This is a genomic window from Kitasatospora sp. NPDC127035, assembly GCF_042726075.1.
GTDB lineage: Bacteria > Actinomycetota > Actinomycetes > Streptomycetales > Streptomycetaceae > Kitasatospora.
In genome coordinates this window covers 1-26,154 of sequence record NZ_JBHXDN010000015.1, presented here as the reverse complement: position 1 = coordinate 26,154, position 26,154 = coordinate 1, and the positions used below count along the sequence as shown (strand labels likewise).

Below are 26,154 nucleotides of genomic sequence, written 5' to 3'. Positions count from 1 at the left end.
CTGATCGAGACACCTCGCGGCAGCCCATCGATCGGGGGAGAACAACCCATGCACGACGGGCCCAGCCTCGGCGCGCCCTCGGCGGCGAGCGGACCCACGCTCCAGGACATGCGCGAGGCCCGGGGTATCCCGGCCCCGCGCGGCAGCCGGTACGCGGTACCGGCGCCCCCTCCGGAGCCGCCCCGCCCCCTCCCCCCGTCCGTGCGCTTCGCGTCGGTCGACGGCCTGCGCGGCCTCGCCATCGCCTCCGTGCTGCTCTACCACACCAACTGGTTCCAGAACGGCCTGTTCGGCGTGGACGCGTTCTTCGTCCTCTCCGGCTTCCTGGTCACCCTGGTGCTCATCCGCGAGCTGGACCGCACCGACCGGATCGCGCTCGGCGTCTTCTACCGCCGCCGTGCCAAGCGGCTGCTGCCCGGCCTGCTGGCCACCGTCTTCCTGGTGGTCGCGCTCTCCGCCCTGGTCAGCCCGCTCAAGGACGTCAAGGAGCTGCGCCCCCAGGCCCTGGCCGCCCTCGCCCAGGTGGCCAACTGGGCCCAGCTGGAGCGCGGGGACGCCTACTGGCAGCACTACGCGGGGATCGACCCGCTGGCCGCCATGTGGTCGCTCAGCATCACCGAGCAGTTCTACGTGGTCTGGCCGCTGCTGCTGCTGCTCATCCACGCGGTCTGCCGCCGCTCGCTCACCGCGACCGGGATCGCCACCGGCGTGCTGTTCGTCCTCTCCGCCGCCGTCGCCCCGCTGATGTGGAGCGGCTCCAACGCCGACCGCCTCTACCTGGGCACCGAGACCCGCGCGGTCGGCTTCGCCGCCGGGGCCGCCGCCGCCTTCGTGGTCTACCTGCGGCTGCGGCGCAAGGCCGCGGACGGCGCCGGGGCCGGCCCGCGCACCCAGCGACGCTTCCGGGCCGCCTCCGGACCGGCCGGCACCGCGCTGCTCACCCTGCTGGGCACCGCCACGCTCGGCGGGCTGGTCGCGGCCAGCCTCACCGTCCACGACTACAAGCAGCCGTGGCTCTACCAGGGCGGCCTGGCCGCGGTGGCCGCGCTCTCGGCCGTCCTGGTCGCCTCGCTCTGCCACGACCGCGGCCCGCTGGTCCGGCTGCTCTCGCTGCCGCCGCTGCGGCTCACCGGCACCATCTCGTACAGCCTCTACCTGCTGCACCTGCCGGTCTACTGGATGCTCCAGCGGTTCGTCGACGACATCTCGCCGCCGATGCTGCTGGCGATCGGCGCACCGCTCTCCTGGGTGCTGGCCTGGCTGCTGCACACCGCGACCGAGCGGGTGCGGGTCATGCGCTGGCGGCCCTTCCCGACCGTCCCGATCCTCGCCGCCACCACCGCGGTCGCCACCGTCGGCGCCTGGTACCTGCCGGCCTGGGTCTCGTACGACATGCGCTCCGGCTCGGCGGGCCGGCCGCTGGTGCTCGCGCTGGGCGACTCCTTCTCGCAGGACCTCGCCACCGGCCTGTACCGGCACGGCGACCGCTTCCGGGTGGTCGACGGCGGGATCAGCGGCTGCGGCGTGTTCGGCGCGGAGAGGGTGCGCGGCACCTCGAAGGAGGAATTCGACACCACCGACGAGTGCCGCGACCGCACCGGGCGCTGGGAGCGGGACCTGGGCCGGACCGGGGCGCAGGCGGTCGTGCTGCACCTCGGCTGGGACGCCGCCGAGCAGTACCTGGACGGCACCTGGCTCAACCCGTGCGACGAGTACTACCGCACCCGGTACGGCACCCAGCTCGCCGAGGCGGTCGGCCTGATCCGGCAGCGCGCGGGCGACGCCAAGGTGCTGCTGATGAACGAGCGGGTCGAGAACGGCGCGATCAACAAGACCTGGGGCACCTGCTACAACCAGCAGGTCGCCGAGTTCGTACGGGGCTCCGCCGGCACCGTCCAACTGCTCGACCTGAACGCCTTCTACTGCCCGGACGGCACCTGCCTCTGGAAGGACCGCGACGGCCACCTGGTCTCCCCCGCCACCGACGGCGTGCACCTGACGCCGGCCGGCATGCGGGTGGTCACGCCGTGGCTGGAGCAGCAGATCTCGGACGCGCTCGCCGGGGTGCGGGCCGACGGGCCCCCGCCCGCGACGCCGCAGGCCACCCCGGGGGGACAACCGGGCACTCCGGCCCCGGCACCCGCCCAGGCACCCGCCCAGACGGCGTCGCCGGCCGCCACCGGCCAGCCCACGCCCACGCCCACCGGCCAGAGCACGCCGACGGGCCGGGCGACCGGGACGACCCAGCCGCCGACGGCCGGGAAGCCGTCGACGAGCACGAGCCCGTCCGCCAAGCCCCAGCCCTAGCCCCAGCCCCAGCCGGGTCCTGCTAGGGCTTGCGCGTGGCCTGCGGGCTGCCCGGGGCGGAGCCGCTCGGGGCAGGACTGCTCGGGGCAGGGCTCCCCGGGGCGGAGCCGCTCGGGGCCGGCGTGGTGGCACCCGGGGCCGGGCTCGCCGTCGTGCCCGGGGCGGCGGGCGCACTCGCGGCGGCGGTGCCATGGCCCTCGGGGGCCGCGGGCACCTCGTACGTCTGCGCGAAGCAGTCCCTGATCGCCTTCTCCGAGGCCGGCCGCCCGGCGAAGTCCATCCGCGGGGTGTCCTCGGTGGTCGGCAGGGTCGGGTCGATGCCGAAGTACAGCGACCAGAAGTACACCCCGGCGAGCTTCCGCTCCCGGGCGACCTGGCAGACCGCGGTGAACCAGGTCGCCTGCACGGGCTCGTTCAGCTCGCGCCTGGTGTAGAAGTCACCGGGCGTCTTGTACGCGCCCTTCTGCGCCGGGATGCCGACCTCGGTCAGCTTGGTGGTCGGCTGCACGCCCTTGCCGCGCTTGTCCAGCCAGGTGTTCCAGCTGGCCACCAGGTCCGCCGCGGAGGCGTCGTCCCCCGCCGACTTGGCCGGGAAGTAGGCGTCGACGCCGGTCTGCTCCACCGGCACCGGGATCGCGCCCTTGGACCAGTTGTCCCAGTTGGCGTCGTAGGCCAGCTCGCCGCGGAAGGTCTTCCGCGCCTGCTCCACCAGCCCGGCCCAGTGCGGGTCGCTCTCCAGCGAGTTGAACTCGGTGCCGATGGTGAACTCGGCCGCGCCGTGGTCCTGGGCGGTCTTCAGGTACGGCGTCAGGAAGGCGGCGTAGCTGGCGAACCAGGCGTCCCGGTCGGCCGGGGCGATGTTGCCGCGCCAGTTCCCGGTGGTGGTGTACTTGAGCGCCTCCTCGTCCAGGAGCGGCCGGACGGTGGTGCGCAGGCCCGCGCGGTGCGCGGCGTCCAGCAGCAGGGCCAGCCGGTCCGGGCCGGGCGTGGTCGGCCGGGCCGCGACCGCGTTGGCCTTGGCACCCACCGTGTAGTACGGGAACGTCACCGAGAGCGCGTTGGCGTTGAGCCCGACCACGTAGTCGACGATGCGGTCGACCTTGCCCCGGACGAAGTTCTCCGGGTCGTTCGGGTCGTCCAGCCAGTACACCTGGACGCCCCACTCGGGGCTGCCCTCGGTCCACGGCCGGACCACCTTGGGGCCGGTGTCCACTGGCTCCTGCGGCGTGTCCTTCCCGAAGCCCCAGACGCGGCCCTGCTCCTCCGCGACGCCGGCGAAGTGCACTTCGGTCGGCCGCCGGTGGTCGAACTTGACCGGGTGGTCCCCGAACAGGATCGGGACGCCCACGGTGATGCCGAGCACGGCGGTCGGCAGGATGAAGATGACGAAACGTTTCATGGCTCTGGCAGCAGTCCCGTGTGATCCGTCAGGCCGGCTTGGCGATGACGACGAACTTGTTCTCCTCGCGGCGAAGGAACTTGATCAGCCCCCGCAGACCGCCCCAGCCCTCCAGGAAGGAGAAGAGCGGGATGGCCGCGACCACCACGATCGGCTCCCACCACTTGCGCCGGTGGTTGGCCGAAGCGACCACGTTCAGCCGCAGGCCCTCCCAGTACGTCCAGATCACGTAGGCGAAGTTGATCGACCAGACCAGCACCACCGACTGGGTCACCGGCGAGGTGTTCATCGTCCCGGTGAACCACGCGACCAGCAGCACCAGACCGACGTGCTGCAGCGGGCCGAGCACCCAGCTGACCATGCCCATCCCGATGAACAGCCGGAACCGCAGCGGGATGGACTTGTTGAAGCAGAGCGCCACCAGGCCCCAGGCCCAGCGCTCGCGCTGCTTGAGGAAGTCCTTGACCCCGGCCGGCGACGCCCCGTAGCAGCGGCCGTTGAACCAGTCGCTGCGGCCCGGGTAGCGCAGGCAGAAGTTGAGCGCCATCTGGGCGTCCTCGACGATGGTCTTCGGGCCGAAGTCCCAGCCGATGGTGGCCTCGACCGAGGACCGCACCAGCAGCAGCTCGCCGTGCACGCCGGCGATGGGGGTGCCGGTGCCGGTCATCGCGCGGAACCGGGCGATGTCGTCGGCCGGGCGGATCGCGTCGGCGAGCCAGGTGAAGGTGGAGACGGCGTTCTCGCGGGGGTACGTCAGGATGCCCTGCGCCATGTGCTTGGCGTCGTCCCCGGCCCGGCGCTGCCGGTTGATGAACTGGGCCACCGCGGCGGCGGTGTCCGGCCCGACACCGGTGTCGTCGTCCATGTGCAGCACCCAGACGTCGTCCTCGGCCTCGCCCTCGTCGATCCGCAGTTCGTGCGAGTAGTGGTTGGCGCGGGCCTTGAACTTGGTGCCGTTCGGCGTCTCGTACGCCTTCGGGACGGTCACCACCCGGATCAGCGGGTGCCGGGCGGCCAGGTCGTCGATCTTCTCGCCGGCCGCGCAGCCCTCCTCGGTGAGGATGTCCACCCGCATCCACGGGAAGTAGACCGGCAGGTGTTCGACGTACGAGAGGACCGAGCGCTCCAGCGCCGGGTAGGTGTCGTGCCGGCCGATGGTCGGTACCAGCACGATCAGGTAGTCGTCGTCGACCGGCACCGGCGGGGTCATCCGCCCGGCCTTGCGGATCCGGCGGCGCACCATCAGCACACCCTGGAACCCGATCAGCACGCCGAACACCGGCATGCCCCAGAGGATCGTGATCACCCAGCCGAGCGGGGTCGGGTTGGGCACGTAGGCCCAGGTCGAGAAGCCGAAGATGACCAGGAACGAGAGGTAGAAGGGGACGACCCGGGGCTTCCACGACATCTGCCGGTCGGCGAGCCTGGCCGCCTCGCGGGACGTGGTCAGGACCGTCCGCACCGGTGTTGCTGAGGTCATGGTGAAAGGGGTTCCTCGTCGTCTTCGGCTGAGCGTTCATCCGTCCGGCCCAACGGCCGGAGCATCCAGCAGGCTACCCCGGGTAGGGCGGGGTGTCCTGGGGAGGCCGGACCTGACCGGGCGCCACCGGGCCCGGCGTGACCGGTCCGGGCGCCACCGGCGGGGCCGGCCAGGGCTGCTGAGGGGCCGCCGGACCGGACGCGTACGGCTGGGGCTGGGGCTGGGGCCAGCCGGTCTGGGTCGGCTGCTCGTGCGGGTAGGGCTGGGGGTGCGCCTGCGGCTGGGGCTGGGGGTAGGGCTGGGCCTGCGGTGCCCAGGCGGCCGGCGCCTGCTGGGCATGCGGCTGGGCATGCTGGGCGTGCTGCTGGACCGGCCCGCCGAACGGCGGCTGCCCCGGGAACGTCTGCCCGGGGAACGGCGACTGCGCCGCCCACGGGCCGGGCGCCGGCTCCCGGCCGGTCTCCGGCCGCCGCAGCGAGCGGACCAGCAGCAGGACCAGCACCGCCGTCACCAGCACGCCGAGCCCGAAGGTCACCAGCTTCAGCCAGCCCTCGGTCGTCCCGGTGAACCAGCGGCGCTGCGGCTCGTCCAGCAGCGCACCCGTCAGGCTGCGCACCCGGTTGTAGCCCTCGACCAGCGCCACACCGACCGCCACCCCGCGCGCCCAGCCGTGCCCGCGCAGCAACAGGACGCCCGAGACCAGGTACAGCAGGCCGTAGTTGAGGCTGCCGGTCTCGGCGGTCACGGCGTCGCTGCCGTAGTAGAAGATGCCCTTGACGAAGGTGGCGACACCGGCCTGCCAGAAGCAGTTGTACGCCGCCCAGCCGAGCAGGACGGCTCCCCAGGCCACGGCGATGCCACCGGCCGGGCGGTCCGGACGCACCTGTGTCATCTCCCGTACCCCCGCCCGCCGGGTGTCCCCCGGCATCAGCCCGCTCGATTCCGGGCCACAGGATGCCACACGGGTCGGCGGCCCGGAATTCCGGGCGGCCCGGGGCCGCCGACTTGTTACCGAAGCCCGCCGCCGAAGCCGGTGCCCCGGCCCGGTGCGCCGCCGACCGGTATCACCGCACGTGCAGGCCGCTCCAGTCCACGTTCGCCCCGAACGCCGCCGAACCGCCGGTGAGCGCCAGGGCGTCGTCGTAGGTGGCCTTGACGTCGGCGTTGGAGTTGCGCGGCTGGTCCGGGGTCAGGTTGTCCGCCGTCAGCGACTGCCCCCAGACCGTCCAGATCGTCCACGGGGTGCGCCGCAGGGTGTCCGGCTGGCGGGAGTTGACCGGGACGGCGAAGGACTCGGCCAGGATCCGCGGCTTGCCGTACCCGGCCAGGCCGTCGTAGTAGCGCTTGGTCCACACCTCGCCGGTGCCGATCGGGCGCGCCGGGCTGCCGCTGTAGTCGTCCACCCCGACCAGGTCCACGTACTGCGCACCCGGGTAGTAGTTCCACGGGTCGACGCCCGGGGCGCCGTCCCAGGAGACCGGCGTCCAGGCGAACAGCAGGTTGTGCAGGCCCCGGGTCTCCACCAGGTAGTGGTAGGTGATCCGCCAGAGCGCCTGGTAGTCGGCCGGCTTCTGGCCGGACCACCAGAAGCCGCGGGCGCAGTCGGCCGCGTTCATCTCGTGGTACGGGCGCAGCAGCACCGGCACGTCGTGGGCGGCGAGGTACTCCAGGTGGTCGGCGAGGAAGGACAGGTCGGTCAGCAGCGCCCGGTACTCGGGGGTGCCGCCGGTGCTGTCCACGACCCGGCCGAACCAGCCCGGGTCGCCGGCCGCGGGCGAGGACGAGCAGAGCACCCGGTCGAAGGACTTGACGTCCGAACCCGGGTACGGCTGGTGGAAGGACATGCCGACCAGGCCGGCCGGGGCGCCGCCGTTGTCGGGCAGCTCGGTGGCGGTGCCGTCGCAGTTCTTCTGGACGCCGGCCGCGCCGTACGTACCGTCCGCCGCACGCGGGTGGCCGGACCAGACGGCGGCCATCAGGTCCACCGCGTCGTCGGTGTACTGCCAGCCGACCGCGCAGGCGGGCCAGCGCCCTTCGGAGTAGGAGCGCGGGTTGCCGACGCCCCAGCCGCTCTGGCCGTAACCGGGGCCGAGGTCGGTCTCGACGAAGCCGGGCAGCTTGCCGGTGATGTCGGCGGCCTTCTTGTAGTAGTAGCCGACCGGCTTGGTGCCCCGGTAGTCGCCGTACTCGGGGTTGTAGCGCTCGTTGTGCCCCTCGATGTGCTGGCCGATCACCGTGCCGCCGGAGCGGCCGGACCGGGCCGTGGCCTCCAGGTCGGCGAGCAGTTGCTGGACGGCCCGGGCGTTCGGCGAGGCCTGCGGATCACGGGCCAGCAGGTCGCGGCCGACCTCGGGGGGCAGGGCGCGGCCGGCGCCGTTGAGGGTGAGTTCGCTGCGTCCGGTCGGCCCGGCGGGGCCGGGCGGCGGCGGGGCGGAGCGGTCGTCCCGGCCGCCGAGCACCAGCGCGCCGGTGGCGAGCACGGCGGCGGACACGGCCAGGGCGGCCGGCTTGCCGTGCAACGGGCGGGGCAGGGCCACGGGGCACTCCTCCGGAGACCGGGGTCGGCCGGGGGGCCCGGCGGCGACGCCCGGGCCGCCACGACCGGACACGCGTACGACTGACAGCCCGCGAGCCTGCCACACTCCCCCGCGTCCCGGCGAGCGGGCACGCGGGGGACGGCCGGCCGGGCCGGCGGCGGGCGGTCAGCCCGCCGGGGCCGCCGGCGGGGCCGCGGGCGTCTTGGCCCGCTGGAGCAGCTGGTTCTTCACGTGCTCGCCGAAGCCCGTGGCGGCCGCGGTCGCGGCGGCGTCCGCGGTGTTGCCGCCTTTGGCGGAACCCTCGACGGTGAAGTAGGCGTAGCGTCCAAGGATGCTCTTGGTGTTGGTGCAGCCCGGAGTGGCGCAGAAGACCGGCGCCCCCGGGGCGGCGGCGCCCTTGAGGTGGCCGACGTAGTTCTTCAGGGCCGTCTCGGCCTGGATCTTGTGGTCGAAGACGGCGACGCCGAGCGTCACCGCGCTGTCGCCGGAGACGTAGGTGGCCCGGAGGACCTGGCGGCAGCCCTGGTCGCCGAGCGCCCGGCCGAGACCGCCGACCGTGGAGTTGCCGTCCCAGCAGGGCGAGTCGAGCGAGACGACGGTCCGGTTCCAGGTGGCGCCGTTGACGGTCACGGTGAGCGCCGAGAAGAGCGCCGCCGCGTCCTGCGGGGCCGGGTCGGTGGAGGCGTCCCAGAGCGGCTTCGACGGGTCGTCGGGGGTCGCGCTCGGAGTGGGGGTCGGCGTCGGGGTGGACGTCGGGGTCGGCTTGGCGGAACCGGTCGGAGACGGCGCCGGCTGCTGGGTGGCCCCGGTCGCGGTCGACGTGGGCCCGGCGATCGGCTTCTCGTCGCCGTCCTTGCCCAGCAGGAGCAGGCCGCCGGCGACGGCGCCGCCGATGATCAGGACGGCGACGGCCGCACCGATGATCTTCAACCGGGTCTTGCGCCGGTGCTCGGCCGCGTTGCGGTCGGCGAGCGCGGCCCAGTCCGGCTCGGTCTGCTGCGGCTGCTGCGGCGGCGGTAGGTGCTGCGGCTGCGGCTGCGGAGGATGCTGCCAGTGGTGCGAGGGCACCGGCATCGGCGGCTGGGGCTGCGGCGCCGGCTGGGGCTGCACCGGAGGCTGCGGCGCGGGCGGCTGAACAGGCGGCTGAACGGGCGGCGGCACCTGGATCGACTGCGGCGGCTGCGGCGCCGCGGGCGCCGGCGGCCGGGCCGGCGGCGGCGCGGGCGGTCCGTACGACGCCGGAGGCGGTCCGAAGCCGCCCGGTGCCGGCGGCACGGCCTGGCCGCCGGAGGGCTGCTGCCCCGGCGGCACCGGTCCGGGTCCACCCGGCTGCTGGTTCTGTGCGCCCCCCGCACCGGCGGGAGGGGCCGGCTGCTCCCCCGGCGAAGCGGGCTGTCCAGACCACTCCCCGGGCACGCCCGTTCCGTCGCTCATGAGGCGAGATCGTAGGGCATGGCCCTGACCGGCGACCGCCCCGGTCACCATTCCGTTTCCGAATCCTGACAAGCCCCGGGGCGTCCGGAACCCCGGCCCGCGCCCCTTCCCGGCTCCCGCCCCGGTACCAGCGGTCATCGCGCCAACACGCCGCGCTGCACAACATGTGGTGTCGCATCGAGAGAGCACCACTAGATGTATGCTCGACCCTGCTGTCGACGCAGGGGAACCCGGTGCAAGTCCGGGACTGCCCCGCAGCGGTGAGCGGCCGTCTCCCCATGGGAGCCCGCGAGTCCGAGTACCTGCCGACGGTGTGCGAGCGCCTCCCCGCAGAGGCCCCAGCACGAGCACCACCTTCCGGGCCTCGCGGGCGGGCCGGGGACGACACGCCGCGCGACGCCACGGGCGCCCGCGCCGTCCTCCCCTGCCCCGAACGGCCCGGCCCCCCGATCTACCGACGCCGATCGCCGCCAGGAGAGAGCGCCTTGACCACCGCTGCCTCAGTCACCCTGCCCGCCCAGGGTTCCAGCTCCGCCCCCGCCGACCGTACGGTCTCCGACCCCGGCGGCGCGCTCCTCCGCGTGCTGACCGACCGCAGCGTCGACCTCCCCCAGGTGGACCCGGGTCACGTCGCCGCCGCCGCGCTGCGCGGCCGCAACGCCGGCTCGGACTTCGCCGAGCTGCGCGGCCTGGCCATCGACGCCGCCGCGTCGATGATCGCCGAGGACCCGCAGTACTCGAAGCTGGCGGCCCGGCTGCTCGCGCTGGAGATCGTCGACGAGGCGGCGACCCAGGGCGTGGTCTCCTTCTCCACCTCGATCACCGTCGGCCACGCCGAGGGCCTGATCGGCGACACCACCGCCGCGTTCGTCGCCAAGCACACCGAGGCGCTGAACGCCCTGGTCGACCCGGCCGGCGACGACCGCTTCGAGTACTTCGGCCTGCGCACCGTGCAGTCCCGCTACCTGCTGCGTCACCCGATCACCCGCAAGGTCGTCGAGACCCCTCAGCACTTCCTGCTCCGCGTCGCCTGTGGCCTGGCGGTCGGCGACAACGAGCAGTCGGTGCGCGAGGTGGCCGAGCTGTACCGCCTGATGAGCCGGCTGGAGTACCTGACCTCCTCGCCGACCCTCTTCAACTCCGGCACCCGGCACCCGCAGATGTCCAGCTGCTACCTGCTGGACTCGCCGCTGGACAACCTGGACTCGATCTACTCGCGGTACGCCCAGATCGCCCGCCTCTCCAAGCACGCCGGCGGCATCGGCCTCTCCTACTCGCGGATCCGCTCGCGCGGCTCGCTGATCCGGGGCACCAACGGCAAGTCGAACGGCATCGTCCCGTTCCTGCGCACCCTCGACTCCTCGGTCGCCGCCGTCAACCAGGGCGGCCGTCGCAAGGGCGCGGCCTGCGTCTACCTGGAGACCTGGCACGCGGACATCGAGGAGTTCCTGGAGCTCCGCGACAACACCGGTGAGGAGGCGCGCCGCACCCACAACCTCAACCTCGCGCACTGGATCCCCGACGAGTTCATGCGCCGGGTCAACGCCAACGCCGACTGGTCGCTGTTCTCCCCGGCCGACGTCCCCGAGCTGGTCGACCTGTGGGGCGCCGACTTCGACGAGGCCTACCTCAAGGCCGAGCTGGCCGGCAAGGCCGTCCGCACCATCCCCGCGCAGACCCTGTACTCCCGGATGATGCGCACCCTCGCGCAGACCGGCAACGGCTGGATGACCTTCAAGGACGCGTCCAACCGCGCCGCCAACCAGACCGCGCTGCCCGGCCGCACCGTCCACTCCTCCAACCTCTGCACCGAGATCCTGGAGGTCACGGACGACTCCGAGACCGCCGTCTGCAACCTCGGCTCGGTCAACCTCGGCGCCCACGTCGCCGCCGGTGCCACCGCCGCCGACCTGCTGAACGCGATGGACTGGGAGCGTCTGGACGCGACCGTCCGCACCGCCGTGACGTTCCTCGACCGCGTGGTGGACATCAACTTCTACCCGACCCCCGAGGCCGGCGCCTCCAACTCCCGCTGGCGCCCGGTCGGCCTCGGCGTGATGGGCCTGCAGGACGTCTTCTTCCGGCTCCGCCTGGACTTCGACTCCGCCGAGGCCAAGCAGCTCTCCACGCTGATCGCCGAGCGCATCATGCTCACCGCGTACGAGCGCTCCGCCGACCTGGCCGAGCAGCTCGGCCGCCACGAGGCGTACGCGGAGACCCGCGCCGCCCGCGGCGAGCTGCACATCGACCACTTCCCGAGCGCCGCGCCCGAGTGGGCCGACCGCTGGGAGGCCCTGCGCACCCGCGTCGCCTCCACCGGCCTGCGCAACTCGCTGCTCCTGGCGATCGCCCCGACCGCGACGATCGCCTCGATCGCCGGCGTGTACGAGTGCATCGAGCCGCAGGTGTCCAACCTGTTCAAGCGCGAGACCCTCTCCGGCGAGTTCCTCCAGGTCAACCCGTACCTGGTGCGCGAGCTCAAGGAGCTGGGCGTCTGGGACCAGCAGACCCGGGACGCGCTGCGCGACGCCAACGGCTCGGTCCAGGAGCTCGGCTGGCTGCCCGCCGGGGTCCGCTCGCTGTACCGCACCGCCTGGGAGCTCCCGCAGCGCGCGCTGATCGACCTGGCCGCGGCCCGCATGCCGTACATCGACCAGAGCCAGTCGCTGAACCTGTTCATGGCCGCCCCGACCATCGGCAAGCTCAGCTCGATGTACGCGTACGCCTGGAAGGTCGGTCTGAAGACCACCTACTACCTGCGCTCGCGCCCGGCCACCCGGATCGCCCAGGCCGCCTCCGGCGCCGCCCGCACCGCCGCCCCGGTCCCGGCCGGTCCCGTCGCCGTCACCGTCGGCGCCCCGACCCTCACCCCGGAGGAGGAGGCCGCGCTGGCCTGCTCCCTGGAGAACCCCGAGTCCTGCGAGGCCTGCCAGTAATGTCCGACGCCCAGAAGATGCTGCTCGACCCCGGCTTCGAGCTGACCCTGCGCCCGATGCGCTACCCGTCGTTCTACGACCGGTACCGGGACGCGATCAAGAACACCTGGACCGTCGAGGAGGTGGACCTGCACTCCGACGTCGCCGACCTCGCCAAGCTGAGCGAGGGCGAGCGGCACATGATCGGCCGCCTGGTCGCCTTCTTCGCCACCGGTGACTCGATCGTCGCGAACAACGTGGTGCTGAGCCTCTACAAGCACATCAACTCCCCCGAGGCCCGGCTCTACCTGTCCCGGCAGCTGTTCGAGGAGGCCGTGCACGTCCAGTTCTACCTGACGCTGCTGGACACCTACCTGCCCGACCCCGAGGACCGCAACGCGGCCTTCGCCGCGGTGGAGAACATCCCCTCCATCCACCAGAAGGCCCAGTTCTGCTTCAAGTACATGAACGCGGTCGACCACATCGACTCGCTGCAGACCAAGGAGGACCGCCGCGCGTTCCTCCTGAACCTGATCTGCTTCGCGGCCTGCGTCGAGGGCCTGTTCTTCTACGGCGCCTTCGCGTACGTGTACTGGTTCCGCAGCCGCGGCCTGCTGCACGGCCTCGCCACCGGCACCAACTGGGTGTTCCGCGACGAGTCCATGCACATGGACTTCGCCATGTCGGTGGTGGACACCGTCCGCGCGGAGGAGCCCGACCTCTTCGACGAGAAGATGGCCCAGCAGGTCACCGAGATGCTGGAGGAGGCCGTCGAGGCCGAGCTCCAGTTCGCCCAGGACCTGTGCGGTGACGGCCTGCCCGGCATGAACACCGAGTCGATGCGCGAGTACCTGCAGGCCGTGGCCGACCAGCGGCTCGCCCGCCTGGGCCTGCCGGTCCGGTACGGCTCCACCAACCCGTTCGGGTTCATGGAGCTGCAGAACGTCCAGGAGCTGACCAACTTCTTCGAGCGCCGGGTCTCCGCCTACCAGGTCGCCGTCGAGGGCTCGGTCTCCTTCGACGACGAGTTCTAGGCCCCTCCCGGCCCCGGCCCGCCGGGGCCGACGCCCGCTGCCCCGTACGGAACCTCCGCGGAGGTTCCGTACGGGGCAGCGGCGTTCGGGGCGCCCGCGCCGCGCCGGACACGGCGAAGGGCCGGGGAGCGGTCGCGGCTCCCCGGCCCTTCGTCAACTCCCCGGGCTGCGTCAGTCGTTCGAGACCGTCGCGTACCGCGGCGTGCCCTCGGCCATCTGCCGCAGCGCGTCCTTGCGGTCCCGCTTCGACAGCTTGTCGATGTAGAGGAACCCGTACAGGTGGTCGGTCTCGTGCTGGAGGCAGCGTGCGAAGAAGCCGGTGCCCTCCACCCGGACCGGGTTGCCGTCCTTGTCCCGGCCGGTCACCGCCGCGTAGTCCGGGCGGGCCAGCTCGGCGTACGCGGTCGGCACCGAGAGGCAGCCCTCGTTGCCGTCGTCCAGCACGCGGCGGCGGTCCGCCGGGTACTCCTCCAGCACCGGGTTGATCACGTGGCCGACGTGGCGGACACCCTCGTCGTCCGGGCAGTCGTAGACGAAGACCTTGAGGTCCACGCCGATCTGGTTGGCGGCCAGGCCCACGCCCTCCGCCGCGTACATCGACTGGAACATGTCGTCGATCAGCCCGGACAGCTCGCCGTCGAAGGCGGTCACGTCCTTCACCTCGCGGTGCAGAACCGGGTTGCCGAAGACGGTGATCGGGCGCGCGGTGCCCCTGGAGAGGTCCGGCTCCTCGCCGACCACCTTCACCGGCTGGTCCCCGCCCTGCTCGGGCTCGTGATCATGGTCGTGCTGGTGGTCGTGCTGCTCCGCCATCGCTGCTTTCCGCTTCCGCTTCCGTCGACTGCCGTGCCCGTGGACTGCCACGCTGTACCGGTCAAGGGTAAGCGGCCCGGTCAGCAGACTTCTTCGAGATCCCGATATGCCCGGGTTCCGGGCGCAGCGGCCGCCCAGCGGTCCAGCAGTGTCCGCACCAGACGGGCCGGCGCGGCGATCCCGCACTCGCGCTCGACCAGCCACGACATCCCGCCCGCGCCCTGGCTCAGATGGCTCAGGTGGCCCGGGTGCGCGGCGTCGCCGTCGTCGTGCGGGTCGTGGTGGGCGGTGTGCCCGTCGTCCGAGGCCATCCGGCTCTCCGAACAGGCACGGCACAGCAGCCGCACCGAGGACGTCCAGTCCTCCGCCGCGTAGCCGGCGTCCGCGACCAGCCGCTCCAGGGCGTCCCGGTCGGCCGCCGTCGCCGCCTGCAGCAGCACCACGTAGGTCGGCACCGGGGACGGCGCCCACAGCTCGATCTCGTCGAACACCGGGTAGGCGACCCCGTCGGTGACCCGTTCGCCGTGCGGTGCGCCGTCGTGCAGGACCACCTCGCCCCAGCGCCGGCCGGAGGACGGCAGCGGGATCGACAGGACCTCGATCCGGGCCGGGTCCAGTCGGCGGCCCCAGACCACCTCGGACTCGCCGTCCGGGGAGAGCCGCACCGGCGTCGTCCCCAGGTCCAGGCTGACCGGTCCGTCCGGCTGTCCGCCGGGACCGCCGGGCAGCCGCAGCCCGTACGCCTGCCAGGCCCGCCGGGCCAGCGCCCAGTCCTGCAGTGCCGTCGCCGTGATCCCGAGGTTCCACCAGTCCGGGGCGCCCTGTTCGCGGTCGAGCAGCGCCACCGCCCGCAGCCCGGCCGCCCGCGCCTGCTCCCAGTCGCGGCGGAACTTGTGCAGCAGCGCGAGGTTGAACCACGAGTCCGACAGCCACGGCTCCAGGTCGGCCGCCATCACCAGCAGCGCGCCGGCGTCCTCGTAGCGGCCGTCACCGATCAGCGTGAAAGCCCGGTCCGTCGTCTGCCGCCAGGTGGCGGACGGCCGGTGTCGTGCCCGGTGGAAGATCCTCACGTTCGTCCCTGCCGTCGTCGTCCGCTCAAGTCCCGTGTCCGCTCCCGCGTCCGGGGCCCGGTGCCCCGGGTCGGTGTTCCACGCTACGACCGCATCCAACCACGCCCACCGCCGCGCGCGCTTCCCACCGCCGCGGTTGCCCGGCGCCGGTCCCCACCCCCAGCCTGCCCGCACCGCCCCGCCGGCTCAACCCCGGACGGACGCCGTCCCCGCCCGGCGGCCCCGTGCCCGGGCTACCCGCGCACCCGGACCAGCGCGTCCACCACCCGGGCGTCGTACACCCGCCCGCGCCCCAGTCGCAGCACCTCCAGGACCTCCAGCCGGCCCACCGCCTCGCCCGCCCCGCGCCCCCGCGCCGCCGTCAACAGGTCGTCGTGCGCGTTCGCCACCCGGATGATCCTCGCGGCCAGCGGCACCGCCCGGCCGCCGCCGTCCGGCGCGGGCCACGGGTCGGCCAGCCGGGCGACCTGCTCGGCGACCTGCCGGGGTACGCCGGTCCGGCGGATCACCTCGCTGCCGAGCCGGGCGATCCGCTGCTGTTCGTCGTCCGGCAGCAGCGCCGTCGCCCCGCCGGGCACCGGCTCGACCAGCGACAGCTGCCCGACGTCGTGCATCAGCGCCGCGTACTCCAGCAGCGCGAGGTCCCGGGTGCCCAGGCCCAGCTCGCGGCCGAGCGCACAGGCGGTGTCGGCGACCCGTCGGGCGTGCCCGGGGGGTGTGTACCCGGCCACCTCGGTGGCCTTGGCGAGGCTGGCGATGGTCTGCCCGGTGGTGGCCCGGACGGCCGCCGCCCGTCGGAACGACACCTGCGCCAGCAGCAGCGGCGCGCAGAACAGCGGCAGCGCCCAGAGCCCCACCTCGCCGGCGGCCAGGCTGACCAGCATGCCGGTGGCGACGATCGCCGAGCCGATCCCGAACAGCGAGCGCAGCTCGTCCTCCAGCACCGCCGGGAACCGCAGCCCGCTGCGGGCCCGGCGCAGCAGCGCCGCCAGGGTGACGTCGCAGAGCGCGGCGAGCGCGGCGACCGCGGTCAGGAACGCCCCGTACGCCGGGCCGTCCGCGGAGTACCGGTCGACCACCCCGCTGTTGTAGAGCGGCTGGAACACCGCGGCCGCGAAGGCGGCGCCGAGCAGCCGCCGCGCCGCGCCGTCCCAGCGTGCGCGGTCGCCCCAGGGCCGGCGCCGGTGCCGCCGGTCGCCGCGCGGGCCCGGCGCCGCCGCCCGTACCGCCGCCCGGAGCGCGGCGGGCAGCAGGGCGAGGAGCAGGCCGACGCCGGTCACGGCCACCACCTGGAGGACCCCGTGCGCGGTCGGCAGCCCGCGCAACGGCCCGAGCAGCGCGTACGCGAGCGCGCCGGCGGCCCCGATCGGCGCCTGCTCGCGGTCACCGGGGAGGGTGATCCGGACGCACTCGCCGAGCGCGATCAGCACGGTGAAGGCCAGCGCCACACCGGGCTCGGCCACCCCCCGGACCGCCACCGCACCCAGTGCGGCGGCCAGCAGCGCGAGCGCCCCGGCGTGCACCACGCGCACCGGGCCCGTGCTCGGCGCCCGCACGCCCGCCACCCGCGCCCGGTCGGTCGCCGCGCTCACGGCTGCCCGGTCGTCGGCACGGTGCCGCCCTGGGCGGGGACGCCGCGCGGGGCCGCCCGGACCGGCTCGGGGACGCCGAGCGGGATGTCCGGCACCGCCCGGATGCAGTCGGCGGGCGGCGGCAGCACCGGCTGCCAGTCGTGGACGGCCAGCGCGGAGACCAGCGCCCGCACCATCACCGGATCGAACTGGCTGCCCGAGCAGCGCTCCAGCTCCGCCACCGCCTCCGTGACCGGCCTGCCCCGCCGGTAGGAGCGGGTGGACGTCATCGAGTCGAACGCGTCCGCGACCGAGATGATCCGGGCGAACTCCGGGATCTGCCGGCCGGCCAGCCCGCTGGGGTAGCCCCGCCCGTCCATCCGCTCGTGGTGGTGCAGGATCCCGGCGTGCGCCTCGCCCAGGAAGGCGATCCCGCGCACCAGCTCGTACCCGTGCACCGGGTGCACCTCGACGGCCCGCCGCTCGACCTCGGTGAGGGGACCGTTTCTGCGCAGAAGCTCGGTGGCGACCCCCAGCTTGCCGACGTCGTGCAGGACGCCCGCGTACCGCAGGGTGCGCAGCCGCTCGGACTCCATGCCGAGCTGACCGGCGATCAGCACCGCCGCCTTGCCGACCCGTTCGCTGTGCCCCCGGGTGTAGGCGTCCTTGATCTCCACCGCCTGGACCAGGGCCTGGACGGTGGCCTGGTGGGCCTCGCGCTCCCGGTGCCCCTGGGCGAACACCCACGCGGAGATGGTCAGCGGCAGTAGGGCCAGCAGCGCGGCGAACGCGCCGTACGGCCCCTGCCAGAGGACGGCGACCATCAGCCCGCCGGCCGCGTGCACCACCACGGGCAGCCCGACCGCGGCGGCCGGCCCGCGCAGCAGCACGGTGGGCCGACGCCCCTCCGCCAGCACCAGCATGCCGCCCACCAGCACCCCGTTGACCAGGCAGAACGTGCCGAGCGCGGCGAAGCCCGGGAGCAGCGCGGCGGGGAAGCGGGAGCCGAGCAGCAGTTGCGGGCCGGCCAGGAGGTGGAAGACCAGCGAGGCGGCGAAGGCGGAGAGCGCGAGCTGGGAGCCGTTCCACAGCTGCCGCCGCCGGCAGGCCGGTTCGGCGGCGCCCACCAGCGCGGCCGGCGCCGCCACCAGGGCGGCGGCGGCCGGCGGCAGCATCAGCACCCCGGCGAACAGCACCGGGAAGAAGGCGTTGACGCTGGGCCGGGCCGGCACCCGGGCCGCCGACGGGGGGCGGCGCAGCACCGCCCGGACCAGCCGCAGGCACGGCGTGGGCAGCCCCTGGGCGAGCGACTCCCAGCACCCGTGCAGGAAGGCCAGCAGCCCGACCTTGGGCCAGTCCACCGGCGCGCCGAGCCAGTGCGGCGGGTCCAGCGGGGCCGGTGCGGGCAGCAGCGGCAGCAGGCAGCAGAGCGCCGCCACCGGGACGGCCACGAGGTAGCGCGTGGCGCCCTCCGGCAGGTCCGTGTCTCCACTGTCGGTAGCGATCTCGACCTCCCCGCCGTCCTGGCCCGCGCGGCGCCCGGCCCGCCGGGCCGACCGGCGGTGAGTGCCCGTCAGGAGGATAGGGCGCCGTTCCGGCGTGGGGACGCATGATGGCGCAATGCCGCAGCTGGCACACCGCCAACTCACTCGAACGAGTGACGGCGCATACGAGCAGAACGGGAGCGGCCCCGGGAGCTCAACGCTCCCGGGGCCGCCCGGCGCGCGCCGTTCGGCGCACAGGTCGTTCCGTGCCCGCAACCGGCGGGCCTCCGCTCACTCCGCCGGAGCGCCGGCCTCGACCGGGGCACCGGCACGGGCCGACGGCTCCGCCGCCTCCCCCGCCGACCGGGCCTGACCGGCCGTCTCGGCGTGCACCTCGATCGTCGTCTCGACGGCGACCACCACCGTCTCGCCCGAGCGCTGCCCGGCCCGGATCGAGTCGATCCTGGCCAGCACCTTGCCGCGCAGGTCGGCCGGGGTGTCGTCGCAGCCGCAGGAACGCTTGATCAACGCCTTGATCGCCTGCTCCAGCCCGTACTGCTTCAGGCACGGCGAGCACTCCTCGAAGTGCTCACGCAGCTTGGCGCAGTCGCCCTCGGCCATCTCGTTGTCGAGGAATTCGTAGAGGTGGTCGAGGACCTCGCCACACTCGGTGTCGTTCGGATCGCCGCAGCTCATGAGCCCGAGCCCTTCGCTTCCTGCCCTGCCCCACTGCCGGCCGGGACCAGCCCGCGCTCACGGGCGTAGTCCTCCAGCATGCCGCGCAGCTGACGGCGGCCGCGGTGCAGCCGGGACATCACCGTACCGATGGGAGTACCCATGATGTCCGCGATCTCCTTGTACGCAAAGCCCTCGACGTCCGCGAGATAGACGGCGATACGGAACTCCTCCGGGATGGCCTGGAGGGCGTCCTTCACGTCGCTGTCCGGGAGGTGGTCCAGGGCCTGGGTCTCCGCCGAGCGCAGACCGGTCGACATGTGCGACTCGGCCCGGGCCAGCTGCCAGTCCTCGATCTCCTCGGCGGCGGTGCGCTGCGGCTCCCGCTGCTTCTTGCGGTACGAGTTGATGAACGTGTTGGTGAGGATGCGGTACAGCCAGGCCTTGAGGTTGGTGCCCTCGCGGAACTGGTGGAACGACGCGTACGCCTTGGCGAACGCCTCCTGGAGCAGGTCCTCCGCGTCGGCCGGGTTGCGGGTCATCCGCAGCGCCGCCGAGTACATCGGATCCAGGTAGCCCAGGGCGTCACGCTCGAAGCGGTCCCGCCGGGCCTCCTCGCTCTCCTCCGCCGACACCCGGAAGGTGTCCTCGCCGATCGCCTCGGCCAGCTCCTCACCGGTGAGCGCCTCGCCCGTGGGCAGGCCCTCATCCGGGCCCCGGCCCGGCTCGGCCTCGTGCTCGGTCCCGACGACCGGACCCACCTCCTCGGCATGACGGGCACGACCCACGGCGGGCCGCCCCGAAATGGAGGATATCGGGCTGACGGGCTTCTCGCCCGCGGCAATCCAGTCCGACCACGAGGGGGCGAACGTCGCCGCGGCCTCGCGCTCGTCCGGCCGCTCGGGGCACGCGATCGAACCCATCTGCCCTGCCTTCCATCGGGACTCAAGCTGACGAGGGTGTCAACCACTGGAATCACTCCCGCATTCCCGCCCCCCGCCCGCAGTTCGCTCGAACGGGTGAACAGAGCGTGACAGCCCGCGCACGGGGCCCCGGGAACCCCCTCAGACCAGCCCCAGCACCCAGTCCCCGACCGCCGACGTGATCAGCTCCAGCACCTCGCCCTGACCGACCGGCGCCCGCTTCGGCACCTCGAAACCGTGACTGCCGTACTCCAGCGCCACCAGCGCGTGCGTACCGGGCAGCTCCGGGAACTCCGCAGGCCCACCGAACGGGTCGGCCGCACTCTGCACCACCAGCGTCGGCAGACCCGAGCCCAGCAGTTCCCCCGCCCGGCTCTTCTCCGGCCGGCCCGGCGGATGCAGCGGGAACGCCAGCGCCACCACCCCGACCGCCCCGGCCGCCGCGCCCGTCCGGCAGGCCACCCGGGCCCCGGCGCTGCGCCCGCCCACCACCAGCGGCAGACCGGCCCCGGCCAGCCGTTCGGCCACCGGCGCCCACCCCGCGTCCAGCGTCTTCGGCGCCGGCCCGAGCCGCTTCCCGGCCACCCGCCAGGGCTGCTCCACCAGCGCCACCGAGATCCCCCGCGCCGGCAGCGCCGCGGCCAGCGCCACCAGGTCCCGCGCCTCGATCCCGCCGCCGGCGCCGTGTCCCAGTGCCAGCACCGCCCGCGGTGCGGCCGCCGGGTGCAGGGTGATCCGGGCGTCCCCGACGGGCGTCGGGACGAGTTCCCTCGTCACGGCCTCGCGGTCGGCGGTTTCCCGGTCGACGGTCTCCCGGTCGGCGGCTTCCTGGTCGGCGGCTTCCTGGTTCACGGCGGCTCCGGTACGAACGACGGGGAAGGACGGGGAGAGGACAAAGGACGGGAGAGGACAGGGGAAGGCGACGGCCGGGAGGCAGGGCGCGGCGGAGCTCAGAAGAGCGTGGTCTCGTACTCGACCTCGGTGTACGGCTCGGTCAGACCGGGCTCGTCGTTGCGGATGCTGCCGACCGCCGGCGACACCGGAGTGGCCCGCAGTGCCCCCGGCGGCGGGGGTATCAGCAGCCGCCGCAGCTCCTCGGGGTCGTCCCGCCGCGGATCCAGCCACTCGTCGAACGATCCCGGATCGAGGAAGAGCGGCATCCGCTCGTGGATCGGCGCCAGCAGCTCCTCGGCCTCCGTGGTCACGACGGTGAACGTCACCAGCCAGCCCTCCGGGTGGTCCGACGGCACCGTCCGGTTCCGCCAGAACTCGTACAGCCCGGCCAGGGCGAGCGGCGAGCCGTCCGTCCGGGAGACGAAGAACGGCTTCTTCCTCGCCTTCCCGCGCTCACCCGGCACCGTCTGCCACTCGTAGTAGCCGTCCACCGGCAGGATGCACCGCCGGGACGCGAAGGCCTGCCGGTACGAGGGCTTCTCGTGCACCGTGTCCGAACGGGCGTTGATCATCTTCACCGCCGTCTCCGGCGACTTCGCCCACTGCGGCACCAGCCCCCAGCGCAGCACCCGCAGCTGCCGCACCGGAGCCCGTTCCCCCTTCGGCACCCGTTCCAGCACCACGAAGGCGCTCTGCGTGGGCGCGACGTTCCAGCTCGGAGCCAGCGTCTCGGCCGGATCCCACTGCCGGACGCCGAACAGCTCGACGATGTCCTCGGGCCTGGTGCTCGAAGCGAAGCGACCGCACATGCCGTCAGCTTGCCACGACCGCGACCCCCGCCGGGTTTCTCACCCCCTCCTCACGCCCGCCGGAGAACCACCCGCCCCCGCCCGGCCGTCCCCCGCATGGCAGGCTGCCACCCCGGGACGGCCGAAACCGAGGCGGAGGAGACCCCCATGGACGCCAGGACCATCGACGAACTGTGGACCGCCGTCACCGGCACCCAGCCCGCCCCGCCCGGCTGGCTCGCCCTCGCCACCGGCGCCGTCGCCCTGCTCGCCGTCCTCACCCGCCCGCTCTGGCGGATCACCCGCAACGCGGTGACCATCGCGCACGAGGGCGGCCACGGACTCGCCGCCCTCGTCACCCGCCGCAGGCTGGCCGGCATCCGGCTGCACTCCGACACCTCCGGCCTCACACTCTCCTACGGCCGCCCCACCGGCCCCGGCATGGTCCTCACCGCCGCCGCCGGCTACCTCACGCCCGCCCTGCTCGGACTCGGCTGCGCCGCCCTGCTCGCGGCCGACCGGATCACCCTGCTGCTCTGGCTCGCCATCGTCCTGCTGCTCGCCCTGCTGGTCCGCATCCGCAACGCCTTCGGCTTCCTGAGCGTCCTGCTCACCGGCGCCGCCTTCTTCCTGGTCTCCTGGTTCGGCACCCCCGAGGTCCAGGCCGGCTTCGCCTACCTCGGCAGCTGGTTCCTGCTGTTCGGCGCGGTCCGCCCGGTCCTCGAACTCCAGCACCAGCGCCGCCGCGGCCAGGCCGGGGACTCCGACGCCGACCAGCTCGCCCGCCTCACCGGCGTCCCCGGCCTCGCCTGGACGGCGCTCTTCCTGGTCACCGCACTCGCCGCCCTCGCCCTCGGCGCGAGCTGGCTGCTCCGCCCCCTCTGAGCAGGAGCCCCCGCCGACGCGGGCGAAAGGACAGTTCCGGTACGGCCCCTAAACTTGCCCCATGACCGAGACCCTGTGGCCCGCCCCCGTCGCGACCAGCCCCGTTGACGCCACCGTCACCATCCCCGGCTCCAAGTCGGTCACCAACCGGGCCCTGGTGCTGGCGGCCCTGGCCGACGAGCCCGGCTGGGTGCGCCGACCGCTGCGCAGCCGCGACTCCCAGCTGATGGCCGACGGCCTGCGCGCGCTCGGCGTCGGCATCGAGGAGCAGGTCAACAACGACTCCGGCGGCACCGGGGGCGGCGAGGCCTGGCGGGTCATCCCCGCCCCCGCGCTGCGCGGCCCCGCCTCCGTCGACGTCGGCAACGCCGGCACGGTCATGCGTTTCCTCCCCCCGCTCGCCGTCCTCGCCGACGGCCCGGTCCACTTCGACGGCGACCCGCGCAGCCACGAGCGCCCCCAGCACGGCGTGATCGACGCCCTGCGCGCGCTCGGCGCCCGGATCGAGGACGGCGGCCGCGGCGCCTTCCCGCTCACCGTGCACGGCACCGGGGCCCTGGAGGGCGGCCCGGTCGAGCTCGACGCCTCCTCGTCCTCGCAGTTCGTCTCCGCCCTGCTGCTCTCGGGCGCCCGCTACAACCAGGGCGTCGAGGTCCGGCACGTCGGCGGGCCCGTCCCCTCGCTGCCGCACATCCGGATGACCGTCGAGATGCTCCGGCTGGCCGGCGTCCAGGTCGACGCCCCCGGGGACGGCGGCGAGAAGGACGTCTGGCGGGTCACCCCCGGCGCCCTGATCGGCCGCGACATGGTCGTCGAGCCCGACCTCTCGAACGCCGCACCGTTCTTCGCCGCCGCCCTGGTCACCGGCGGCCGGGTCACCGTCCGCGACTGGCCCCGCCACACCACCCAGCCGGGCGACCAGCTGCGCGACCTCTACACCCGGATGGGCGGCAGCTGCGAGTTCACCGACGAGGGCCTCCAGTTCACCGGCACCGGCCGGATCCACGGCATCGAGGCCGACCTGCACGACGTCGGCGAGCTCACCCCGGTGATCGCCGCCGTCGCCGCCCTCGCCGACTCCGAGTCCCACCTCTACGGCATCGCGCACCTGCGGCTGCACGAGACCGACCGGCTGGCCGCGCTCGCCAAGGAGATCAACGACCTCGGCGGCGACGTCAGCGAGACCGAGGACGGCCTGCGGATCCGCCCGCGCAAGCTGGGCGGCGGCGTCTTCCACACCTACGAGGACCACCGCCTGGCCACCGCCGCCGCGGTGATCGGCCTCGCCGTACCCGGCGTCCAGGTGGAGAACGTGGCCACCACCGCCAAGACCCTGCCGGACTTCCCCGCGATGTGGGACGAGTTGCTCACCGGAGTGGTGGCGGGCGGCTGAGCGGGAGACTGGGGACATGCGCCGTTACGGCAAGGACGCCGACGAGGACGACATCCGCAACCGGCCCGGACGGAAGGGCTCCCGCCCTCGCACCCGGATCCGGCCCAAGCACGAGGACGCGGCCGAGGCGATGGTGCTCACCGTCGACCGCGGCCGGCTGACCTGCCTGATCGACCCGGGCACCAAGCAGGAACGCGAGATCGTCGCGATGAAGGCCCGCGAGCTGGGCCGCAAGGGCGTCGTCGTCGGCGACAACGTCTCCATCGTCGGCGACCTCTCCGGGGACGCCGACACCCTGGCCCGGATCGTCCGGGTCGAGGAGCGCAGCTCGGTCCTGCGGCGAACCGCGGACGACGACGACCCGTACGAGCGGATCGTCGTCGCCAACGCCGAGCAGCTCGCCATCGTCACCGCCCTGGCGGACCCGGAGCCCCGGCCCCGGCTGATCGACCGCTGCCTGGTCGCCGCCTACGACGCGGGGATGGAGCCGCTGCTCGTCCTCACCAAGGCCGACCTCGCCCCGGCCGAACCCATGCTGGACGCCTACGCACCGCTCGGCATCCGGTACGTGGTGACCCGCCGGGACGAGCTGGCCACCACCGGCGCCGAGGTCGTCCGGGAGCGCCTGCGCGGCCTGCGCACGGTGTTCATCGGCCACTCCGGCGTCGGCAAGACCACCCTGGTCAACGCCCTCGTCCCGGAGCACCAGCGGAGCACCGGGCAGGTCAACTCGGTCACCGGCCGGGGCCGGCACACCACGGTGTCGGCCCTCGCGCTGCGCCTGCCGCCGCCGCCCGGGGCCAAGCCGGGCTCGAAGAAGGCACTGGACACCGGCTGGGTGATCGACACCCCCGGCTTCCGGTCCTTCGGCCTCTCGCACATCGACCCGTCCCGGGTGATCCTGGCCTTCCCCGACCTGGAGCCCGGCACCGCCGAGTGCCCGCGCGCGTGCAGCCACGACGAGCCGGACTGCGCGCTGGACGCCTGGGTGGCCGAGGGGCACGCCGATCAGGCCCGGCTTTACTCGCTGCGCCGTCTGCTGGCCAGCAAGGAGGCCCGCGAGGACGACTGACCCGCCCGGGTGCGCGGGCGGAGTCCGGGGTTTTCGCGCGTTCGAGGTGTCGGAGCACCGCTGCCTGGTGATCATAGGAAAGTCGGGCCGGATCACGGCCCGTTTCCGGCGATCGACAGGGAGAGCACGCGATGGCATGGGCCCTGGTGATCCTGGCCGGTCTCCTGGAGACCGGCTTCGCGATCAACCTCAAGCTCAGTGAAGGCTTCACCAAGCTCTGGCCCACCATCAGCTTCTGCGTCTTCGCCCTCGGCAGCTTCGGTCTGCTCACGATCTCCCTGAAGACCCTCCCGGTCGGCCCCGCGTACGCGGTGTGGACCGGGATCGGCGCGGCCGGCACCGCGATCTACGGCATGGTCTTCCTGGACGAGACCACCTCGGTGCTCAAGCTGGTGTCGATCTCCCTGGTGATCGCCGGGGTGATCGGCCTCCAGCTGAGCGGTTCCGCGCACTGAGCCCCTGCCCGCCCGGGGCGGGTCCGGCCCGGGGCCCGGCCCTTCCCGGTCCGGTCCGCGAGCCCGACTGTCCCGATCGGGGAGGGCTCGCTAGGGTTTCGGACATGGCCGACTACCACGACGACCTCCGACTCGCCCACGTCCTCGCCGACTCGGCCGACTCGGTCACCCTGGAGCGCTTCCGCGCACTCGACCTCCGGGTCGAGACCAAGCCCGACCTCACCCCCGTGAGCGACGCCGACAAGGCCGCCGAGGAGCTCGTGCGCAGCATCCTCCAGCGGGCCCGCCCGCGCGACGCGGTGCTCGGCGAGGAGTTCGGCCTCCAGGGCACGGGACCGCGCCGCTGGGTGATCGACCCGATCGACGGCACCAAGAACTACATCCGCGGCGTGCCGGTCTGGGCGACCCTGATCGCGCTGCTGGAGGACGGCCCGGACGGCGTCGAACGGCCGGTCGTCGGCATCGTCTCGGCCCCCGCGCTGAACCGCCGCTGGTGGGCCGCCAAGGACCTCGGCGCGTTCGCCGGCCGCAGCCTGGCCAAGGCGAGCCGGATCCGGGTCTCCGGCGTCTCCCGGATCGAGGACGCCTCCTTCTCCTACTCCTCGCTCTCCGGCTGGGAGGAGCGCGGCCGCCTCGACCCGTTCCTCGACCTCACCCGGGCCTGCTGGCGCACCCGCGCCTACGGCGACTTCTGGTCGTACATGATGGTCGCCGAGGGCGCGGTCGACATCGCGGCCGAGCCGGAACTGTCCCTGTGGGACATGGCGGCCAACTGCATCATCGTCGAGGAGGCCGGCGGCCGCTTCACCGGCCTGGACGGCGTCCCGGGCCCGGGCGGCGCCGACGCGGTCGCCTCCAACGGCCTGCTCCACGAGGAGGCGCTGGGCCGCCTCGGCGTGTGACCCCGGCAGTGCCCCGCGACATGGGTGCGGGCCCGCCGCGCCTTCTCCGTCCGTTCGGCGGACGGTCCTTGACACGGTCAATTGGTCCAGTCCATTTTGGGCTCCTCACAGCACCTCCCCCCC

Annotated in this window: 21 protein-coding genes and 1 riboswitch; of the genes, 8 read left to right on the top strand and 13 right to left on the bottom strand. The window is 73.7% G+C overall.

Annotated elements, in window-relative coordinates:
- The first annotated feature begins 48 nt into the window (after positions 1 to 48).
- Positions 49 to 2,307: an acyltransferase family protein gene (locus ACFWIC_RS13035; RefSeq protein WP_380518241.1), complete on the top strand. Its 2,259-nt coding sequence runs from the start codon at positions 49 to 51 to the stop codon at positions 2,305 to 2,307.
- A 22-nt stretch (positions 2,308 to 2,329) separates the two neighbouring features.
- Here ACFWIC_RS13035 and ACFWIC_RS13030 read toward each other — a convergent pair whose 3' ends face one another.
- The 5 genes from ACFWIC_RS13030 to ACFWIC_RS13010 form a co-directional block, all read right to left on the bottom strand.
- Positions 2,330 to 3,706: a glycoside hydrolase family 113 gene (locus ACFWIC_RS13030; RefSeq protein ID WP_380518238.1), complete on the bottom strand. Its 1,377-nt coding sequence runs from the start codon at positions 3,704 to 3,706 to the stop codon at positions 2,330 to 2,332.
- Positions 3,707 to 3,734: 28 nt separating this feature from the next.
- Positions 3,735 to 5,186, bottom strand: coding sequence for a glycosyltransferase family 2 protein (locus tag ACFWIC_RS13025; RefSeq protein WP_329883116.1), 1,452 nt, complete (start codon positions 5,184 to 5,186; stop codon positions 3,735 to 3,737).
- A 73-nt stretch (positions 5,187 to 5,259) separates the two neighbouring features.
- Complete coding sequence (locus ACFWIC_RS13020) at positions 5,260 to 6,078, bottom strand: hypothetical protein (RefSeq protein ID WP_329952277.1); 819 nt, start codon at positions 6,076 to 6,078, stop codon at positions 5,260 to 5,262.
- 172 nt (positions 6,079 to 6,250) lie between these two features.
- Positions 6,251 to 7,723, bottom strand: coding sequence for a glycoside hydrolase family 26 protein (locus ACFWIC_RS13015; RefSeq protein WP_380518235.1), 1,473 nt, complete (start codon positions 7,721 to 7,723; stop codon positions 6,251 to 6,253).
- Positions 7,724 to 7,888: 165 nt separating this feature from the next.
- Positions 7,889 to 8,833, bottom strand: coding sequence for a hypothetical protein (locus ACFWIC_RS13010; protein WP_380518232.1), 945 nt, complete (start codon positions 8,831 to 8,833; stop codon positions 7,889 to 7,891).
- A gap of 506 nt (positions 8,834 to 9,339) precedes the next feature.
- Positions 9,340 to 9,482: riboswitch (cobalamin riboswitch) on the top strand.
- A 184-nt stretch (positions 9,483 to 9,666) separates the two neighbouring features.
- Between ACFWIC_RS13010 and ACFWIC_RS13005 the strand changes: the two genes are divergently transcribed.
- On the top strand, positions 9,667 to 12,093 hold the full coding sequence (locus tag ACFWIC_RS13005) for a ribonucleoside-diphosphate reductase subunit alpha (RefSeq protein WP_380360891.1): 2,427 nt from the start codon (positions 9,667 to 9,669) through the stop codon (positions 12,091 to 12,093).
- Positions 12,093 to 13,106 carry a ribonucleotide-diphosphate reductase subunit beta gene (locus ACFWIC_RS13000; RefSeq protein WP_329883120.1) on the top strand — a complete coding sequence of 338 codons (1,014 nt, stop codon included), beginning with the start codon at positions 12,093 to 12,095 and terminating at the stop codon, positions 13,104 to 13,106. Before ACFWIC_RS13005 ends, ACFWIC_RS13000 begins: the two co-directional genes overlap by 1 nt.
- Positions 13,107 to 13,277: 171 nt before the next feature.
- On the opposite strand, the gene def is transcribed toward ACFWIC_RS13000, so the two are convergent.
- The 8 genes from def to ACFWIC_RS12960 form a co-directional block, all read right to left on the bottom strand.
- The gene (gene def / locus ACFWIC_RS12995; protein WP_329883121.1) at positions 13,278 to 13,919 is read right to left on the bottom strand and encodes a peptide deformylase; all 642 of its coding nucleotides are present in this window, start codon (positions 13,917 to 13,919) and stop codon (positions 13,278 to 13,280) included.
- Between the two features lie 80 nt (positions 13,920 to 13,999).
- Positions 14,000 to 14,989, bottom strand: coding sequence for a hypothetical protein (locus tag ACFWIC_RS12990; RefSeq protein WP_329883122.1), 990 nt, complete (start codon positions 14,987 to 14,989; stop codon positions 14,000 to 14,002).
- Between the two features lie 233 nt (positions 14,990 to 15,222).
- Positions 15,223 to 16,581 carry an HD-GYP domain-containing protein gene (locus tag ACFWIC_RS12985; protein ID WP_380364428.1) on the bottom strand — a complete coding sequence of 453 codons (1,359 nt, stop codon included), beginning with the start codon at positions 16,579 to 16,581 and terminating at the stop codon, positions 15,223 to 15,225.
- A complete protein-coding gene (locus ACFWIC_RS12980; RefSeq protein ID WP_380364426.1) occupies positions 16,578 to 18,011 on the bottom strand; it encodes an HD-GYP domain-containing protein in 1,434 nt (477 codons plus the stop codon). The genes ACFWIC_RS12985 and ACFWIC_RS12980 overlap by 4 nt, the downstream gene beginning before the upstream one ends.
- A gap of 324 nt (positions 18,012 to 18,335) precedes the next feature.
- The gene (gene rsrA, locus ACFWIC_RS12975; protein ID WP_329883125.1) at positions 18,336 to 18,740 is read right to left on the bottom strand and encodes a mycothiol system anti-sigma-R factor; all 405 of its coding nucleotides are present in this window, start codon (positions 18,738 to 18,740) and stop codon (positions 18,336 to 18,338) included.
- Entirely contained in the window at positions 18,737 to 19,480 is a 744-nt protein-coding gene (locus ACFWIC_RS12970; protein ID WP_329883212.1) for a sigma-70 family RNA polymerase sigma factor, read from the bottom strand. The genes rsrA and ACFWIC_RS12970 overlap by 4 nt, the downstream gene beginning before the upstream one ends.
- Positions 19,481 to 19,783: 303 nt before the next feature.
- The gene (locus ACFWIC_RS12965) at positions 19,784 to 20,419 is read right to left on the bottom strand and encodes an alpha/beta family hydrolase (protein ID WP_380363254.1); all 636 of its coding nucleotides are present in this window, start codon (positions 20,417 to 20,419) and stop codon (positions 19,784 to 19,786) included.
- Between the two features lie 173 nt (positions 20,420 to 20,592).
- Positions 20,593 to 21,345, bottom strand: coding sequence for an SOS response-associated peptidase (locus ACFWIC_RS12960; protein WP_329952283.1), 753 nt, complete (start codon positions 21,343 to 21,345; stop codon positions 20,593 to 20,595).
- 147 nt (positions 21,346 to 21,492) lie between these two features.
- Here ACFWIC_RS12960 and ACFWIC_RS12955 point away from each other — a divergent pair, with 147 nt between their 5' ends.
- From ACFWIC_RS12955 to hisN, 5 genes are all read left to right on the top strand, one after another.
- The gene (locus ACFWIC_RS12955) at positions 21,493 to 22,209 is read left to right on the top strand and encodes a M50 family metallopeptidase (RefSeq protein WP_329883127.1); all 717 of its coding nucleotides are present in this window, start codon (positions 21,493 to 21,495) and stop codon (positions 22,207 to 22,209) included.
- Positions 22,210 to 22,270: 61 nt separating this feature from the next.
- Positions 22,271 to 23,602: a 3-phosphoshikimate 1-carboxyvinyltransferase gene (aroA, locus tag ACFWIC_RS12950; protein ID WP_329883128.1), complete on the top strand. Its 1,332-nt coding sequence runs from the start codon at positions 22,271 to 22,273 to the stop codon at positions 23,600 to 23,602.
- A gap of 16 nt (positions 23,603 to 23,618) precedes the next feature.
- Positions 23,619 to 24,674 carry a ribosome small subunit-dependent GTPase A gene (gene rsgA, locus ACFWIC_RS12945; RefSeq protein ID WP_329883129.1) on the top strand — a complete coding sequence of 352 codons (1,056 nt, stop codon included), beginning with the start codon at positions 23,619 to 23,621 and terminating at the stop codon, positions 24,672 to 24,674.
- 131 nt (positions 24,675 to 24,805) lie between these two features.
- Positions 24,806 to 25,129: a multidrug efflux SMR transporter gene (locus ACFWIC_RS12940; RefSeq protein WP_329883130.1), complete on the top strand. Its 324-nt coding sequence runs from the start codon at positions 24,806 to 24,808 to the stop codon at positions 25,127 to 25,129.
- A gap of 104 nt (positions 25,130 to 25,233) precedes the next feature.
- On the top strand, positions 25,234 to 26,031 hold the full coding sequence (gene hisN, locus ACFWIC_RS12935; protein WP_329952286.1) for a histidinol-phosphatase: 798 nt from the start codon (positions 25,234 to 25,236) through the stop codon (positions 26,029 to 26,031).
- Positions 26,032 to 26,154: the final 123 nt, after the last annotated feature.